Source organism: Roseovarius aestuarii (assembly GCF_019966515.1).
Classification (GTDB): domain Bacteria; phylum Pseudomonadota; class Alphaproteobacteria; order Rhodobacterales; family Rhodobacteraceae; genus Roseovarius; species Roseovarius aestuarii.
On the sequence record NZ_JAIMIB010000006.1, the window covers coordinates 109204 to 124300 of the forward strand.

General features: G+C 59.6%; 12 protein-coding genes. 2 read left to right on the plus strand and 10 right to left on the minus strand.

The genetic code is table 11. The annotated features are described in order from the left end of the window. The first annotated feature begins 26 nt into the window (after positions 1-26). On the plus strand, positions 27-1085 hold the full coding sequence (gene torT / locus LC334_RS09755) for a TMAO reductase system periplasmic protein TorT (protein ID WP_085800317.1): 1059 nt from the start codon (positions 27-29) through the stop codon (positions 1083-1085). A gap of 236 nt (positions 1086-1321) precedes the next feature. Here torT and LC334_RS09760 read toward each other — a convergent pair whose 3' ends face one another. From LC334_RS09760 to LC334_RS09795, 8 genes are all read right to left on the minus strand, one after another. Further along, positions 1322-2824 carry a Do family serine endopeptidase gene (locus LC334_RS09760; protein WP_085800316.1) on the minus strand — a complete coding sequence of 501 codons (1503 nt, stop codon included), beginning with the start codon at positions 2822-2824 and terminating at the stop codon, positions 1322-1324. Positions 2825-2962: 138 nt separating this feature from the next. Next, a complete protein-coding gene (locus LC334_RS09765) occupies positions 2963-3160 on the minus strand; it encodes a DUF2065 domain-containing protein (RefSeq protein ID WP_085800315.1) in 198 nt (65 codons plus the stop codon). Further along, positions 3157-4059, minus strand: coding sequence for a protease modulator HflC (hflC, locus tag LC334_RS09770; protein WP_085800314.1), 903 nt, complete (start codon positions 4057-4059; stop codon positions 3157-3159). Before hflC ends, LC334_RS09765 begins: the two co-directional genes overlap by 4 nt. Next, positions 4059-5243: an FtsH protease activity modulator HflK gene (hflK, locus tag LC334_RS09775; protein ID WP_176237683.1), complete on the minus strand. Its 1185-nt coding sequence runs from the start codon at positions 5241-5243 to the stop codon at positions 4059-4061. The genes hflC and hflK overlap by 1 nt, the downstream gene beginning before the upstream one ends. 68 nt (positions 5244-5311) lie before the next feature. Then, positions 5312-6667, minus strand: coding sequence for a glutathione-disulfide reductase (gene gor, locus LC334_RS09780; RefSeq protein ID WP_085800313.1), 1356 nt, complete (start codon positions 6665-6667; stop codon positions 5312-5314). A gap of 14 nt (positions 6668-6681) precedes the next feature. Beyond that, positions 6682-7470 (minus strand): ribose-5-phosphate isomerase RpiA, encoded by a 789-nt coding sequence (rpiA, locus tag LC334_RS09785; RefSeq protein WP_085800312.1) that lies wholly within the window; start codon positions 7468-7470, stop codon positions 6682-6684. Between the two features lie 208 nt (positions 7471-7678). After that, positions 7679-8662, minus strand: coding sequence for a GlxA family transcriptional regulator (locus LC334_RS09790; RefSeq protein WP_085800311.1), 984 nt, complete (start codon positions 8660-8662; stop codon positions 7679-7681). Between the two features lie 6 nt (positions 8663-8668). After that, positions 8669-11104: a GcvT family protein gene (locus LC334_RS09795; RefSeq protein ID WP_085800310.1), complete on the minus strand. Its 2436-nt coding sequence runs from the start codon at positions 11102-11104 to the stop codon at positions 8669-8671. A gap of 187 nt (positions 11105-11291) precedes the next feature. On the opposite strand from LC334_RS09795, the gene LC334_RS09800 reads away from it, so the two are divergent. After that, a complete protein-coding gene (locus tag LC334_RS09800; RefSeq protein ID WP_085800309.1) occupies positions 11292-12809 on the plus strand; it encodes a trimethylamine methyltransferase family protein in 1518 nt (505 codons plus the stop codon). Positions 12810-12824: 15 nt separating this feature from the next. On the opposite strand, the gene LC334_RS09805 is transcribed toward LC334_RS09800, so the two are convergent. Both LC334_RS09805 and ribA read right to left on the minus strand, forming a co-directional pair. Then, positions 12825-13799, minus strand: a complete 975-nt coding sequence (locus tag LC334_RS09805) for a LysR family transcriptional regulator (protein WP_085800308.1) — start codon at positions 13797-13799, stop codon at positions 12825-12827. Positions 13800-13973: 174 nt separating this feature from the next. Further along, positions 13974-15065: a GTP cyclohydrolase II gene (gene ribA / locus LC334_RS09810; protein ID WP_085800307.1), complete on the minus strand. Its 1092-nt coding sequence runs from the start codon at positions 15063-15065 to the stop codon at positions 13974-13976. Between the last annotated feature and the right edge of the window lie 32 nt (positions 15066-15097).

Consider the following 15097-nt stretch of genomic DNA (forward strand, 5'->3'; position numbering starts at 1 on the left):
GATAATGCATGCCCTAGGATCACCGAATGAAAATTCTCGCAGCACCTTTTGCATTCCTTTTCGCCGCACTTGCTGCAACCTCGGTCAGTGCGCTGGAAGACTGGGACCTGGAACGCTGGCTGACCCCGCTGGATTATGCCAGCGACACCGAGGCGATCCAGTATGCGCGTATCGGTGCGGCGTCGCGGACATGGAGGTTGTGTGTTGCCTATCCGCATCTCAAGGATGCCTACTGGCTGAGTGTCAATTACGGCATGGTGCAGGAAGCGCAGCGCCTGGGCGTTTCGTTCAGGCTGGTTGAAGCAGGGGGGTATCCCAACCTCGACCGTCAGATCCAGCAGATCAGGGAATGTATGCGCGAGGGGGCGGATGCGCTGGTTGTCGGCACTGTGTCTTATGACGGGCTGACCGAGACCCTGCTGGATATCGCGCGGGAAAACCCGGTGATCGCCACGGTAAATGACATCGCCAGCGACGGCATTATCGCCAAGTCGGGTGTGTCCTGGGTGCAGATGGGCGCCGCCGCCGGGCGCGCCATCGCCGACCGGCATCCCAAGGGCAGCGCGCCGGTCAAGATTGCCTGGTTTCCCGGCCCGAAAGGTGCCGGCTGGGTGACCTTCGTTCAGCAGGGGTTCGAGGAGGCCCTGGCGGAAAGCTCGGCGGAAATCGTGGTGACGAAATGGGGTGATACGGGCCGCGAAATTCAGGTACGCTTGGTCGAAGAGGCGCTGATCGAACGCCCGGATATCGACTATATCGTCGGCAGCGCCCCGGCGGCAGAGGCGGCCGTGTCGATCCTGCGCGCCAACGGGCTGAGCGATAAAATCGGCATCGTGTCCGACTATATGACCCATGCGGTGTTCCGCGGTATTCGCCGCGGCCGCATTCTGTCGGCACCAACGGATTTCCCGGTTTTGCAGGGAAAGCTGGCGATCGAACAGGCGGTCAGGGCGCTTGAAGGCAAGCTGGAGATCACCCATGCGGGTCCGCGCGTCGTCATTGTCGATCAGGATAATCTGGATGAAGTCGGCTCGGACGGATCGCTTGCCCCGCCCGCATTTCAGCCGGTGTTTCGCCTGAATTAAGTCGATCGGCGGCGTAATGGTTTCTGCGGCGTCACGAGATGCTGTTCGAGTTTGTCGCCGGTACGGCGGCGTGGCCCGTGTACCGCCAATGCCCGTTCACTGCCAGAATGCGCCTCATCAAGATCGTCTGAAGCTGATGTGGCCTAAGCTCGTGTAAAAAATCACCGGTAATCAAGATGAAACGGACGCCCCGTCAAAGAGCGCCCGCAACATATTTATCTCGGAAAGGGACCGATTTATTCGGTGCTTTCCTTCTCTTCTGCGTCCGCATCCTCAAGCGAGAGGGCCACGAAACGCGGGTCACCGGCGCGGCGGACCAGCAACAGGATCGATTTGCGACCAGCATCCTTGGCTTCTGCAATGCGATCATCCAGATCAGAGATGCTGAGCAGTTTCTCTTGCCCGGCCTCGACGATCAGGTCACCGGCGCGGATGCCCTTTTCATAGGCTTCGGACAATTCATCGACGTCGCGGACTACAAGGCCGGTGGCATCTGCATCCAGTTCAAGCACGGTGCGCGCCTCGTCATCCAGCGGGCCGATGTTGAGCCCCAGCATTTTCTTCTGCATGGGGGCCTTGTCGCCATTGTCGCCATCCTCAACCTGAGCGGCGGGGATCGCACCCTCGGCGGCTTCGCGGCGGCCCAGAGTTACCTTGAGCGTCTGGGTTTTGCCTTCGCGGAAGACAACCACACGCACGGTCTTGCCGACCTCGGTATTGCCGACCTGACGCACCAGGCCACGGGTATCGGCAACTTCCTTGCCATCAAAGGACATGATCACGTCGCCCGATTGCATACCGGATTCAGCGGCGGGGCCTTCGGGAACGTCGGTCACCAGCGCACCGGCAACCTTTTCAAGGCCGATCGCCTCGGCCACGTCATCGGTGACGTCCTGAATACGAACACCCAGCCATCCGCGACGGGTCTCGCCGAACTCCTTCAACTGGTCCACCACCTTGGTCACGACATTTGAGGCCATCGAAAAACCGATGCCGATTGAGCCGCCGGTGGGGCTGAGGATGGCCGTGTTCACGCCGATCACTTCGCCATCAAGGTTGAAAAGCGGCCCGCCCGAGTTGCCCCGGTTGATGGCGGCGTCGGTCTGGATGTAGTCGTCATAAGTGCCGGAAAGCGCGCGATTGCGGGCCGACACGATGCCGGCGGAGACCGAAAACCCCTGGCCCAGCGGATTGCCCATCGCGACAACCCAGTCGCCGACGCGTGCCACGTCACTGTCGCCGAAGCTGACAAAGGGCAGCGGCTCGTCGGTTTCAACTTTCAGCAGCGCGATATCGGTCTTGGGGTCGGTGCCGATCACCTTGGCCTCAAGTTCGCCGCCCGAGTAAAACTCGATGATAATTTCATCGGCGCTTTCGATCACATGGTTGTTGGTGACCACATAGCCATCTTCGGAAATGACGAAACCTGATCCAAGCGCCGACGTGCGGCGCGGGCGATCGCCATTTTCGTTCCGTTCACGAAACTGGCGGAAGAAATCCTCGAACGGGGAGCCTTCGGGCACGATCGGCGAAGGGCCGGTGCCCTGGGCCATCACAGTGGAGGTGGTGATATTCACAACCGCCGGGCTGAATTTCTCGGCCAGATCGGCAAAGCTGTCGGGCCGGGCCAGGGCGGTAATCGTCTGTGCCAGCAGAATAGCAAACGCCAGCGCTGTCAGCCAGAAGGCACGCAGGCCATTGATATTCTGCCGTGTCTTGGAAACGGTTTGAACTTTCACGCGGGGCTCTCCTTCGTTGTCCTAAGTATTTCCGGCGTAAGTGCCGGACCTGTCTGCGTTACATGTAGGTACCGGGTTGCCTATCGCAAAGATAGCAACAAAGGGTCACGCGCATGTGAACAATTTGTCAGAAGTTTATCAGGCGCCAAGCGTTTTGGCGACCCAGACCATGATCAGACCCAGGACAATCGCCAAGAGGCCCATCAGGCGGCGACTCTCAACCGGCATGGCGCGCAGGGCGACAAGCAACTGGTCGATAAGCGAAGGGGCCAGCGCATAGACCAGCCCCTCGACAATCAGTACCAGCCCGAGGGCCAGAAACGTCGTTTCGATCATTGCGCCGCGCTGGCCCGGTTGGCCGCAGCCCCCTGATCCGAGCGCAGGTAATTAAAGAACTCGCTGTCCGGCGACAGTACCATGCTGGAATTATTGCCAGTCAGCGAATGTTCATAGGCCGCCAGCGAGCGGTAGAATTCGAAGAACTCGGCATCCTGAGCATACGCCTGAGCAAAGATCTTGTTGCGCTCGGCATCGGCCTCACCCTCGATGATACGGGCATCACGACGCGCTTCCGAGAGGATCTCTTCGTAGGTCCGGTCGGCGGTTGCCGTCACCCGTTGCGCCGCCTCGCGGCCCCGGGCGCGTTCGTCGGTGGCCTCGCGCTCGCGCTCGGCGATCATCCGTTGCAGGGTGGCGTCAAAGTTCTGCTCGGGCAGGTTGGTCTGGCGCAGGCGCACATCTACCACTTCGAGGCCCAGTGCCTTGGCGCGGCTGTCCGCGCGGTTCCTGATCTGGTTCATCAGGCCGGCCCGTTCTGGTGACAGGATTGTGTTCGAAGTCACCCCCTGCGAGCCCAAAACCGCCCGGATCTGACCATCGAGAATATCGTTGAGCTGAATCGCTGCCTCGCGTTCGCCGCCTGCCGCAAGCGCCTGACGAAACTGGCGCACATCGGCAATGCGGTAGAGTACGAAGGCGTCAACCTCTAGCCGCCGGTCATCAGCGGGCGTCACCTCGATCACCGGCGTTTCAAGCGACAGGATACGGTCTTCGTAGCGCACGACCTCGTCCAGCATCGGCACCTTGAAGCCCAGGCCCGGTTCGACACGGACCTGCTTGATCTGGCCAAAGCGCAACACCAGAGCTTTTTCGCGCTCATCTACAATGAAGATCGACGACAGCGCCACAACAACGGCAACAACGAGGATCGGAAAGAGGAATTTGGTTTTTCCCATCAGTTTGCTCCCTGACTGCGACGCAGTTCATTCAGTGGCAGGTAGGGTACGACGCCCTGCCCGCCGCCATTGGTGTTGTTTTCGAGGATGATCTTGTCGACATCGCCCAGCACTTTTTCCATAGTTTCAAGATAGAGACGCTTCCGGGTCACTTCAGGCGCGGCCTGATATTCGTTCAGAACCGCAAGGAAACGGCTGGCCTCACCCACGGCGTCATTGACGACCCGGGCGCGGTAGCCTTCGGCGGCTTCCAGCAGTTGTGCGGATTCACCGCGCGCCTCGGCCAGTTTGCGGTTGGCATAAGCATCGGCCTGACGCTCCACCCGGTCGCGTTCTTGTTCCGCCGCCTGCACATCGCGGAAGGCGTCGATCACCGACTCGTTCGCAGTGCGCCCTTCGGCATCCGTCACGCTGACGGTCTGGCTGGGTGGGTCCACCTTGTTAAAGTTGACGCGGATGATGTTGATGCCGGTTTCGCGGTTATCCAGCGTCTCCTGGATCAGTTCCTTGACCCGCGCTTCAATCGCTGCCCGGTCACGGTTCAGGATCGGGGCCAGCTCGGACTGGGCGATCACTTCACGCATCGCCGCCTCGGAAATGGCACGCACGGACTCGTTGGGGTATTTCAGCGAGAACTTGAAATCCTCGGCGTCCTTGATGTTCCAGACCACTTGAAAGTCGATATCGACGATGTTTTCGTCGGTGGTCAGCATCAGACCGTCATTGTCGCCGCCGCCGCGGCTGACACCGATGCTTTCGGTCCGGTTGGTGGTGACGTTGAATACCTCGGCGGTCACAACAGGCCAGGGGGCAAAGTTCAGGCCCTCGGTGCCGATGCCGGAAAACTTGCCCAGAAACAGCTCGATCGACTGCTCTTCGGGTTTGACCGTGTAAAAGCTTGCCGCGCCCCAGAGACCAACAGCCACAAGTGCGCCGATAAAGAAAGTGCCTTTGCCAAAGCCGGGACCCTGACCGCCGCCCGAGCCACCGGAGCCACCGGAGCCACCACGACCGCCCATCAGCACACGCAGCTGGTCCTGGCCCTTTTTCATGAGCTGTTCGATTTCGGGTATCTGCCCGCCCTCGGAGGGGCGTCTGCCGCCCCGATTGCCGCCGCGGTCGTCATCGTCGCCGCCGCCCGAATTTCCGCCGCCGCCCCAAGGGCCGCCAGAATGTCCAGCCATGTATCCTCTTTCCTTTCGAATCCGCCTTTGCAAGCGGTGTATCTAACCTGTGCAGGAGATGCAAAAAATCAAGTTCTGCGCACAAAATCTCGCATCGTTACTATTTCCTCGGACATGGTGGGATGCACCGCCACGGTCCGGTCGAAATCTTCCTTGGTCGCGCCCATCTTTACGGCCACGCCCGCGAGTTGGATCATTTCGCCGGCGCCCGGCGCCACGATGTGACAGCCCAGCACCTTGCGGGTCTTCTGGCTGACGATCAGTTTCATCATCACCTTGTCATCGCGCCCGGCAAAGCTTGATTGCATGGGCTTGAACGATGTGGCGTAGACCTCGATCGGTTCCTGTTTGGCGGCGTCTTCCTCGGACAGGCCCACGGTGCCCATTTCCGGCTGGGTGAAAATCGCCGTCGGGATCAGGTCGTGATCCACCGGGGTCGGGTTGCCGTTGAACACCGTCTCGACAAAGGCCATGCCTTCACGGATCGCCACCGGTGTCAGGGCCACCCGGTTGGTAACATCGCCAATCGCGTAGATTGAAGGCACGCTGGTCTGGCTATATTTATCGACCTTGATTTCGCCCGCTTTCCCCAGGGCGACGCCGACCTCTTCCAGACCCATATCGCCGCTATTGGGCGCGCGGCCGGTTGCGAAAAAGACGGTCTCGACCACATCTGTGCTACCGGTGGTGGAAGTGACGCGGTAGCCACCCTCGACCGGAGTCATTTCGCTTATGTTGGTGTCAAGCCGCAGGTCGATGCCCGAGGCCTTCATCTCGTCCGCGACCAGCCCGCGCGCCTCATCGTCAAAGCCGCGCAGGATTTGTGGGCCGCGATAGAACTGCGTGACCGCGACACCCAACCCGTTGAGGATACCGGCAAATTCGCAGGCGATGTAGCCGCCGCCAATGATCAGGACGGATTTTGGCAGCTTGTCCAGATGGAAGATATCATCGCTGACAATCGCATGTTCCGCGCCCGGCAGATCGGGTTTGACCGGATGACCGCCGGTGGCCACCAGAATATGCTTGGCGGTGAAGCTTTCACCGGTGCTGAGGGCGACCGAATGCGCATCCGCCAGTCGCGCGCGGGCATCAAAGCTGTCGACACCATTGTTCTTCAGAATGCTGCGATAGACGCTTTCAAGCCGGTCAAGCTCGGCATGGAGTTTTGTCTTGAACGCAGGCCAGTCATGCGCACCCGCCGTCACATCCCAGCCATAGGCGCGAGCATCCTGCATCAGCCCGGAGTATTCGCTGGCAAACACCATAAGTTTCTTGGGCACACAGCCCCGGATCACGCAGGTCCCGCCATAGCGGTCCTCTTCGGCTAGCGCCACTTTGGCGCCGCCTTGCGCCGCTACCCGTGCTGCCCGGACACCGCCCGAGCCGCCGCCGATCACAAAGAGATCATAGTCGAATGCCATCTGCTGTTCCTGCCTCAGTCGGACATGTCGGTGAACAGGTTGTCGGATTCCAGAAAATCCAGACGATCCTCGGCCACCGTGCCTTGGTTGATGTCGCGCGTCTCGACCCGGCCATCGCCGTAGCCCAGAACGACCACATCGCAGATATCAATAAACAGGCCGTTTTCAACCACCCCCGGCATCTGATTCATCGCCAGAGACAATTGCTGCGCGTTGCCGATCCGGCCCAGATGCAGATCGAGGATGTAGTTACCCTCGTCGGTCACGAAGGGGCTGGCGCCGTTCATCCGGAGCCTGGCTTCGCGTCCAAGCACATCCATGCTGATCAAAAGCTCTTCGATCAGCGATTTGGTGGTCTGCCATCCAAACGGAATCACCTCGACCGGCAGTGGGAACGCACCCAAGGTTTCAACCTCTTTGCCGATATCCGCGATTACGACCATCTGGTCACTTGCGGTGGCAACGATCTTTTCCTGCAGGAGCGCGCCGCCTCCGCCTTTTATCAGGTTCAGATCGGCATCGAACTCGTCGGCGCCGTCGATGGTCAGATCAAGCCACTTGGCCTCATCGAGAGTGATGACCTCGATTCCCACGCCGCGTGCCAGTTCGGCGGTGCGGGTCGAGGTTGGCACGCCGCGGATCTTGAGGCCGTCGTCGCGGACGAGTTCGCCCAGGCAGCGGACCATCCAGGCCGCCGTGCTGCCGGTGCCAAGGCCAACCCGCATCCCGTCTTCGACAAAATCAACGGCTCTTTTGGCCGCGACGAATTTGGCTTTGTCGATGGGCGACAATTCTTGCGACATGGCGGCGACTCCCCGATGTTTGGCAGGGTTATAAGGGCAATGCCAACGAGGTGCGAGTGCAATTCACCGGAGTGACGTCCCAGATCGCAGAAACGCACCTTTGAGGCGGAGGAGCCGCGCCGTACCCCCTTGTCGGATGACGCTCTCTGTTGCGCCAAATTTGGCTGCCCGATCTTCCTGCCTGAGACGCGGTACATGTGATATGCGGTCAAATTTTGCGCGGTCTGGCGCTGGGGCTTTTGCTGGCGACCATTTGGTTCCTAAGCTTGGTCGGCGTGATATTGAACTCGCGCAGAAACAGCTTTGAGAATGTGGAAGGTGTGCCAAAACCGCAGGAACAACTTACCTCGGTGATCGGCAAGCTTGTCTGTTCGAGCATTGTTTTGCTGCGTCGCAGTCTTAAGGACCGGTAGAACGCCATTGGGCTTTGACCGACGACCAGCCTGAACCTGCGTTCCAGTTGTCGGATGGATCGGCCGGATAGTGCGGCCAATTCACTTGCAGACAGGGGGCAGTCCAAATTCTGTTCCATTCCCGCGATCACGGCGTTCAGCCCGGCAAGCTGCAACACGACATTGTTGTTGCCGCTATGTCGCTGGTACGCGTCGCCGTCCCGAATGCGATCCACCAGCAGGACCAGACTGGTCGCTTGCGCCAGGTTCGGCGATTTCTCGGCGACGATCTTTTTCAGAATGACGTCGGCAGTGGCTATCATACCGGCCGCCGTTATGATCCGGCCTTTTTGCGAATATAAAGGCAGGTTTTCGCGTTCGACATCCCCGGCATCCACCAGCAGTTGCTGGTTTTCCCAATGGGTGACGAAACCGTCGCTTCCCTGAAACAGCTTTCGCCATTCCAAAGCTGCGTCGGAGAGCAGGATAATTGTGCATCCGCGCCGCTCGAACCAACGAAGGCGTACGCGTATGTCGGTAAATGTATCCTTCAGATCGGAGCCACCCAGGACAACGATGTACTGGGGCAGATCTGACATATCTGCGTTTAGTTGATCCGCACGCACCATCATGCCGCCCATTCCCTCGACCAGCCCCGGCGCAGACGAGGTATAGATTTTGGTCGAAAAGCGGAGAACGTCACTCAACCGGCTTGCGATGCGAAGAATGTCCTGAACCAGCGCCAATTCGGTTGGCACAAAGCCCCGCTCGACAATGATTGCGACGGATTCCTCGTGCATTGGGTTTTAGCCACGGATGCGGGTGTAGTCGGGATCGTAAGGGCAAGGGCCGATGACGGTTGCGTCAGCAAGTTGGCCGCACATATCCAGCTTCATCGCGGTGCCCTCATCCGCCATGTCAGGATCAACAAAGGCGTAGGCGATGTTTTTGCCAACCCGATGGCCCCAGTCGCCTGATGTGACTGTCCCGATGACTGTATCGTCGCGCATCAGCGACGCCCCGCCATGTGCCGGCGCGCTTGTGGCATCCAGCTCAAGCGAAACCAGCTTTTTGCGCGGGCCTTCTGCCTGACGCTTAAGCAGGGCCTCCTTGCCGATGAAATCACCCTTGTCCAGTTTCACGAAGCGGTTGAGACCGGTTTCAAAGGGATCGTATTCGGTGATCAGATCGGCCTTCCAGTGCAGGAAGCCTTTTTCCATGCGCATCGATTCGACCGCGCGGGCACCGAAGAGTTTGAGCCCATGTTCCGCGCCCGCTTTGCGCAGGGCCAGATAGGCGGCGTAAAGCTGGTTGTTGGGCACGTGGATTTCGTAAGCCAGTTCGCCCGAGAAGCTGACGCCCATGACGGTTGCTGGCGCAAAGCCGATGAAACACTCTTTGACGCTGAGCCAGGGGAAGGCGTCTTTTGACCAATTGCCGCGCGAACAGGCCGTCAGCACATCGCGCGATTTCGGCCCGGCCAGCACAAGAATGGTCTGGTCATTGGTGAGCGAGCGGATCTGCACGTCTTCATCTGCGCGCAGGTGCTGTTGCAGCCAGTCCATGTCGTGAAACTCGGACGCCGCGGCAGAGCCGTACCAGACACGCGCGGGCCCGCGATCGCTAGCAGGCAGGTTGGCGACGGTCGCTTCGCCCTTGACCATACCGTGGTGGTTCAGAAGATACCCCAGACCGACGCGGCCATCGCGCCTGGTGACATTGCCGCAGAACATCCGGTCAAGGAAGGCATGGCGGTCCGCGCCGGTAATCTCGAACCGGTTGAAGCCGTTGACTTCACACAGGCCGACATTTTCCTGCACGTTTCTGACCTCGGCGGCGATCACGTCAAAGGCTTCGTCGAAGTTGAAGCTCAGGGAGGGGTGGAAATCCGGGTCGGGCTTGATGTAATCCACCCTCTCCCAGCCGTTGACCACGGTGAATTCCGCGCCTTCCGCCGCCAGGATCGGGGTCAGGGGCGTGGTCTTGGCCGGTCGGCCCGCCGGGCGGTGTTCATGCGGGAAATGGAAGCGGAATTCGTTCTGGTAATCTTCGATCGCTTTCAGCGCCGTCAGTTCCACATTCGCGTGGCCGGTGAAGCGGCGTGGATCAAGCATCCAGGTGTCATAACACGCCTCGCCATGCACGATCTGCTGCGCCAGGAGCCAGCCATGACCGCCGCCTTCACCCAAGCCCGCGCGCAACCCGATGATACAGAACGCGTTGCGCTTGCCGGGAATGGCCCCCACCAGCGGCGCGCCATCAATCGTATAGGTGATCGGGCCGTTGACCACGCGTTTGATACCCACCTCGGTCAGCGCGGGCATGCGCGCGAACGCGCCTTCAAGCACATCCATCACGCGGTCGAGGTCGTCGGGGCAGAGATCGTTGGAAAAATCCGGGCTGATCCCGTCAAGGCCCCATGTCCGGCATGCCTGTTCATAGAAGCCCACAAGCAGGCCGCCTTTTTCCTGTCGGCTGTAATAGTCCGAGATCGGGCAGCGCAGCAGGGGCATGCGGTGGCCTGCCTCGGCGATGGCGGGGATGTCCTCGGTGACGAAATACTGGTGTTCCATCGACGCGACGGGGTGGTGCACACCCATCATCGCGCCCACCTCGTTCACCCGGTAGCCGCAGGCATTAACGACAACCTCGCAGTCAATGTCACCGTTTTCGGTATGTACGGTCCAGCCGTCATCCGTGTGCTGGGTCAGGCCCGTGACGGCGGTGTTGCGATAGACCTCGGCGCCTGCCTTGCGCGCGTGGAAGGCCAGCGCCTGACAGAGCTGTGCAGGGTCAATATCGCCATCCTCGCCATCCCAAAGCCCGCCCAGCAAGTTGTCGGTCGAGAGCAGCGGGTGGCGGCGGGCGCATTCCTCGGCATCGATCACCTCGAACTGCACGCCCATGCCGCGCGCCATCGACGCGAAATGGCGATAGGCCTGCATCTGTTCTTCGGTATTGGCAAGCCGGATGCCACCGTCGCCGTGATGATAGCCGACCGGGTATTCGGGGTCGTCGCGCAGCTTCTTGTAGAGTGCGATTGAGTGGGACTTGAGACCCACCATCGTCTGGTTCATCCCGAAATTGGTCACCTGCGCCGCAGAATGCCAGGTTGTGCCGCTGGTCAACTCGTCCCGCTCTACCAGAACCACGTCGGTCCACCCCTCTTGGGTGAGGTGATACAGTGTCGAGCAACCAGCAATACCACCGCCTATTACGACGCAACGCGTTTGGGTTTTCATGGGATGTGCCTCCGGTATCTATTGGTCGGGATTGACAATGGACTCGTCTGAGAAAGCAATGAAATTTAGCTTATTCATACTTATTCGAATTTATTATCAGAAATTATGGGAATAATGCTGAACCCTGTTGCAAGCGGCTGTTTGATCGCAGTTCATGCGTCAGTATTCCAATCACAAGGAGCGGGTTATGGCGGGGCAACGCGCAAAACGAGCAGGACGACGCGAACGCCTGGCAAAACGGGCGGCAAAGCCCGCGATTGATCCCTGCCCGCCGGGTCAGATCGGCGGTGCGTACAAACCCCTTACCGAAGACGAGGTCCAAAGAATTTTCAGCACGGCGCTGGACCTGCTGGAAAATCTGGGAATGGGAGAGGTGCCGCCGCGCCTGCGGGATGATTTGCTGGCCATTGGTGCCAAAGACAATGGGGCGGGGCGTCTGCTTTTCCCTCCTGTTCTTGTCGAGAAAGCCATAGATCAGGCCGCGAAAACCTTTGTTCTGCACGGTCGTGACGAGGCCCGTTCAATCGAGGTCGGCGGAAATCGTGTGCATTTCGGAACCGGCGGGGCCGCGGTGCAGACGCTTGATCTGGACAGCGCCGTCTACCGGCCCTCGACGCTGAGGGATCTGCACGATTTCACGCGGCTTCAGGATACGCTGGCCAATGTAAGCTGGTTCACGCGCTGTTGCGTCGCAACCGACGTGCCCGACAATTTCGATCTGGATGTAAACACGGTCTATGCGCTGCTGAAAAACACGACCAAGCCGACGGCAACATCCTTCACCCTGGCCGAGCATGTGGACCCCATCATCAAAATGCTGGACATCGCGGCGGGCGGCCCCAGCGAGTTTTCCAAACGTCCCTTCATGAAGGCCCATATCAGCCCCGTTATCTCGCCCATGCGATATGGCGAAGATGCGGTCGACGTGGTCTATGAATGTATCAGGCATAATATACCGATGTCCTGTATCACCGCAGCGCAGGCCGGAGCGACGGCACCCGCAACCATGGCCGGGTTCCTGGCCCAATCGCTGGCCGAAACGCTGGCAAGCCTTGTCATGGTACATGCAATCCAGCCAGGTTTTCCGATGGTGTTTTCCAACTGGCCGCTGGTGATTGACCTGCGCACCGGGGCGTTTTCCGGCGGCAGCGGCGAAACCGCGGTGCTGAATGCAGCGTCGGCGCAGCTGTCAAACTGGCTGGGATTGCCTTCGGGCGTCGCCTGCTCGATGTCGGACGCCAAGGCGATTGATGCGCAGTATGGGGCCGAGAAAGGCATTACCTCTCTAGCGGCGGCATTGGCAGGTGGAAATCTAATCTACGAAAGCTCCGGCATGACCGCATCGCTGCTGGGGGCAAGTTTTGAAGCCTTCGTGCTGGATGACGAGATGCATTCCCACACTTATCGCGCCCTGCGCGGCATCGAGGTGAGTGACGAAAACCTCGGATATGATGCCATTTGCGAAGCCGTGTTGGGCGAGGGCCATTTTCTGGGCGGGCAACATACCTATGCGGCGATGGAACGGGATTATTTCTATCCGACGCTGGCGGACCGGGATGAGCCACGAACATGGGCGGAAAAGGGCGCGACCGATGCGTGGTCGCTGGCACGCGAAAAGTCACGCGAGATCCTTGCGACGCACCATCCGGACTATCTGACCGCAGAGCAGGATGCGCAAATCCGAGCTGCGTTCAAAATACTGTAACCCGGCCCGCCGCGATCAGTCGATCAGCACGAAACTGTCCTTCAGCCAAGGGGCTTCATTGTGCAATGGGGTGATTGCATGATCGGTTATCAATGTGCGAAGTCGACTATCCACAAGGTCGAGTATGGAATGCGAGCAATCTGGCGTCGACACGATCGCTAGAGAGCGCGAAAAGCTTTTCCCGGGAAAGCGGTGCATCCGGATTTTGGGCTGAAATCTTTTTGCACGGGAATAGAGCAGCGGTGTGGTGATCGTCCATCCGGCGCCGGCGGCGACCATGGCCATCAGCGTCTGGTCGTTGCTGCATTCGAACCTGTGCGACGAAGACACTCCCATACGACGCAGATGCGCCTCGATCTGCCGGGCCATGATCTGGCTGCTTGAGAACCTCAGAAACGGCAGCCTGGAACGGCCCTCAACAACGTCTTTTAGGGAAAATTCGGCCGCCAGCGGAAGTACCACCACGAACGGATCGCGTAGAAGCGGGCGATCCTGCAAGTCACGCAAACGCTCTGATGGCTGTGTCGTCACGCCCAGATCCAGGTGGCGGTTGCGCATCATCTCGATGATCGATTGGCTGGTATCGGTATGATACATGAAATTGCAGAGCGGCATGTTTGCTGACAATGACACCGCTAGCTCCGGAATAATGTCGCTGTCCAGGTCTTCAATCGTCCCGACCCTTAGATAACTGGCTTCGGCAATGTCGCCGGAAGACGCCTCTGCCTTGGCCTTTCGTATCGAGAACAGGGCCTCTTCGATATTCCGCAGGAACACCCGCCCCTTGGGTGTCAGCACCATGGGACGGCGCGCATGATTGAACAGCTCGACCCCCAAATGCTCTTCAAGGTTTCGCAGGTGATGCGAAACCGTGCTGACCGACAGCCCGGTTTCGTCCGCAACCGCCTGCAACGATCCCTGATGGGCGCAGATCTGAAACAGCTCCAGCCATTTCAGACTGAGGTCTTTGCGGGAAGATGCCTGTGACATAGCCGCGGCCTTTCCGAAATCAGATGTTGCCTGATGTGTTCCTAATGTATCTGAGCATTGTTTAGAAATAATCGAAGTAATGTGCTAGCTAATTCTGGGCGATTGTCGGTTCTCAATTACCGACAGAGCCAGAATGGTAAAACGAGGGTGGCCCGTGCTTTCGGGCTGTCGGTATTACAGCAAATGCCCCGACTTCTTCGCCTTGGTCGCCAGATAGGCGCGGTTATGCGCGTTTTCGCCCACCTGTAGCGGAACACGGTCGGTGACGGTGATGCCGTTCGCCTCCATCATCGCTATTTTTGAGGGGTTATTGGTCAAAAGCCGCACATCGGAAAATCCCATCTTTGTCAGGATATGAGCACCGATGCGGAAATCGCGTTCATCATCCTCGAATCCAAGCCGGTGATTGGCGTCCACCGTGTCGAACCCCTGATCCTGCAGGGAATACGCGCGCATCTTGTTGGCAAGGCCAATGCCGCGCCCCTCCTGATTGAGGTAAAGCAGGACGCCCGCACCTTCGGCCCCCATCTGCGTCAGTGCGCCGCGCAGCTGTGGGCCGCAATCGCATTTCAGGCTGCCCATCAGGTCGCCGGTGAAGCAAGCCGAATGCAGCCGTGCCAGAACCGGCTTGTCACGGGCGGGTTTGCCAATCTCGATGGCGTAGTGTTCCTCGCCGCCATCTTCGGGGCGAAATACATGCAGTCGCCCGGCTTCGCTGACCTCAAGCGGCAGCCGGGCGCTGACCACCGGGTTCAGCGGGCTTGTCGTCTCAAGCAGCGGACGGGCCTGCGTGGCATCAACCAGCGTCAACCCGTGCGAGGTTGAAAACACCGCACCATCGGTCAGTGGAACCATCAGCGCTGCGGGCAGCAGCCTTGCCGTTTTGGTCAGCCGCAACGCGATCCGGTGCAGATCGGCAACGCCGTCCCGTTCAGAGATCAGCGGGCCCTTCATCGGTGTTTTCAGATCATCCGCCGGATCAGCCACACCCAAAACCCAGGCCAGCGTCGCATCCGGTGGCAGGGTGATCCGTGCCAGATCGCCGTCATAGGCGCGCGCTTTCAGCGTTTCGGCCCGTCGCGCGGTAATGGTCAGCACGGTCCCATTTCCCAGGGCCCTGATATCGGCCAGTCGCTGCGCGTCCAGCGTCTCGGCCGCCAGGGCCAGCGCCGCGCTGTCGCCATCCTTCAGCACGATGGGAACCCCCATGCGCAAATCGGCCCGCGCACGGGCAAGTATCTCGGTAATGTCGGGTGCCAGACTCATGATGTTGCTCTGTCCGTCTTCATTCCAGCCAG

Excerpts from the sequence above, each read along its gene's own strand:
- torT (WP_085800317.1), top strand. The coding sequence starts at position 27 with ATGAAAATTCTCGCAGCACCTTTTGCATTCCTTTTCGCCGCACTTGCT.
- LC334_RS09765 (WP_085800315.1), bottom strand. The coding sequence starts at position 3,160 with ATGATCGAAACGACGTTTCTGGCCCTCGGGCTGGTACTGATTGTCGAG.
- hflC (WP_085800314.1), bottom strand. The coding sequence starts at position 4,059 with ATGGGAAAAACCAAATTCCTCTTTCCGATCCTCGTTGTTGCCGTTGTT.
- hflK (WP_176237683.1), bottom strand. The coding sequence starts at position 5,243 with ATGGCTGGACATTCTGGCGGCCCTTGGGGCGGCGGCGGAAATTCGGGC.
- gor (WP_085800313.1), bottom strand. The coding sequence starts at position 6,667 with ATGGCATTCGACTATGATCTCTTTGTGATCGGCGGCGGCTCGGGCGGT.
- rpiA (WP_085800312.1), bottom strand. The coding sequence starts at position 7,470 with ATGTCGCAAGAATTGTCGCCCATCGACAAAGCCAAATTCGTCGCGGCC.
- LC334_RS09790 (WP_085800311.1), bottom strand. The coding sequence starts at position 8,662 with ATGCACGAGGAATCCGTCGCAATCATTGTCGAGCGGGGCTTTGTGCCA.
- LC334_RS09795 (WP_085800310.1), bottom strand. The coding sequence starts at position 11,104 with ATGAAAACCCAAACGCGTTGCGTCGTAATAGGCGGTGGTATTGCTGGT.
- LC334_RS09800 (WP_085800309.1), top strand. The coding sequence starts at position 11,292 with ATGGCGGGGCAACGCGCAAAACGAGCAGGACGACGCGAACGCCTGGCA.
- LC334_RS09805 (WP_085800308.1), bottom strand. The coding sequence starts at position 13,799 with ATGTCACAGGCATCTTCCCGCAAAGACCTCAGTCTGAAATGGCTGGAG.
- ribA (WP_085800307.1), bottom strand. The coding sequence starts at position 15,065 with ATGAGTCTGGCACCCGACATTACCGAGATACTTGCCCGTGCGCGGGCC.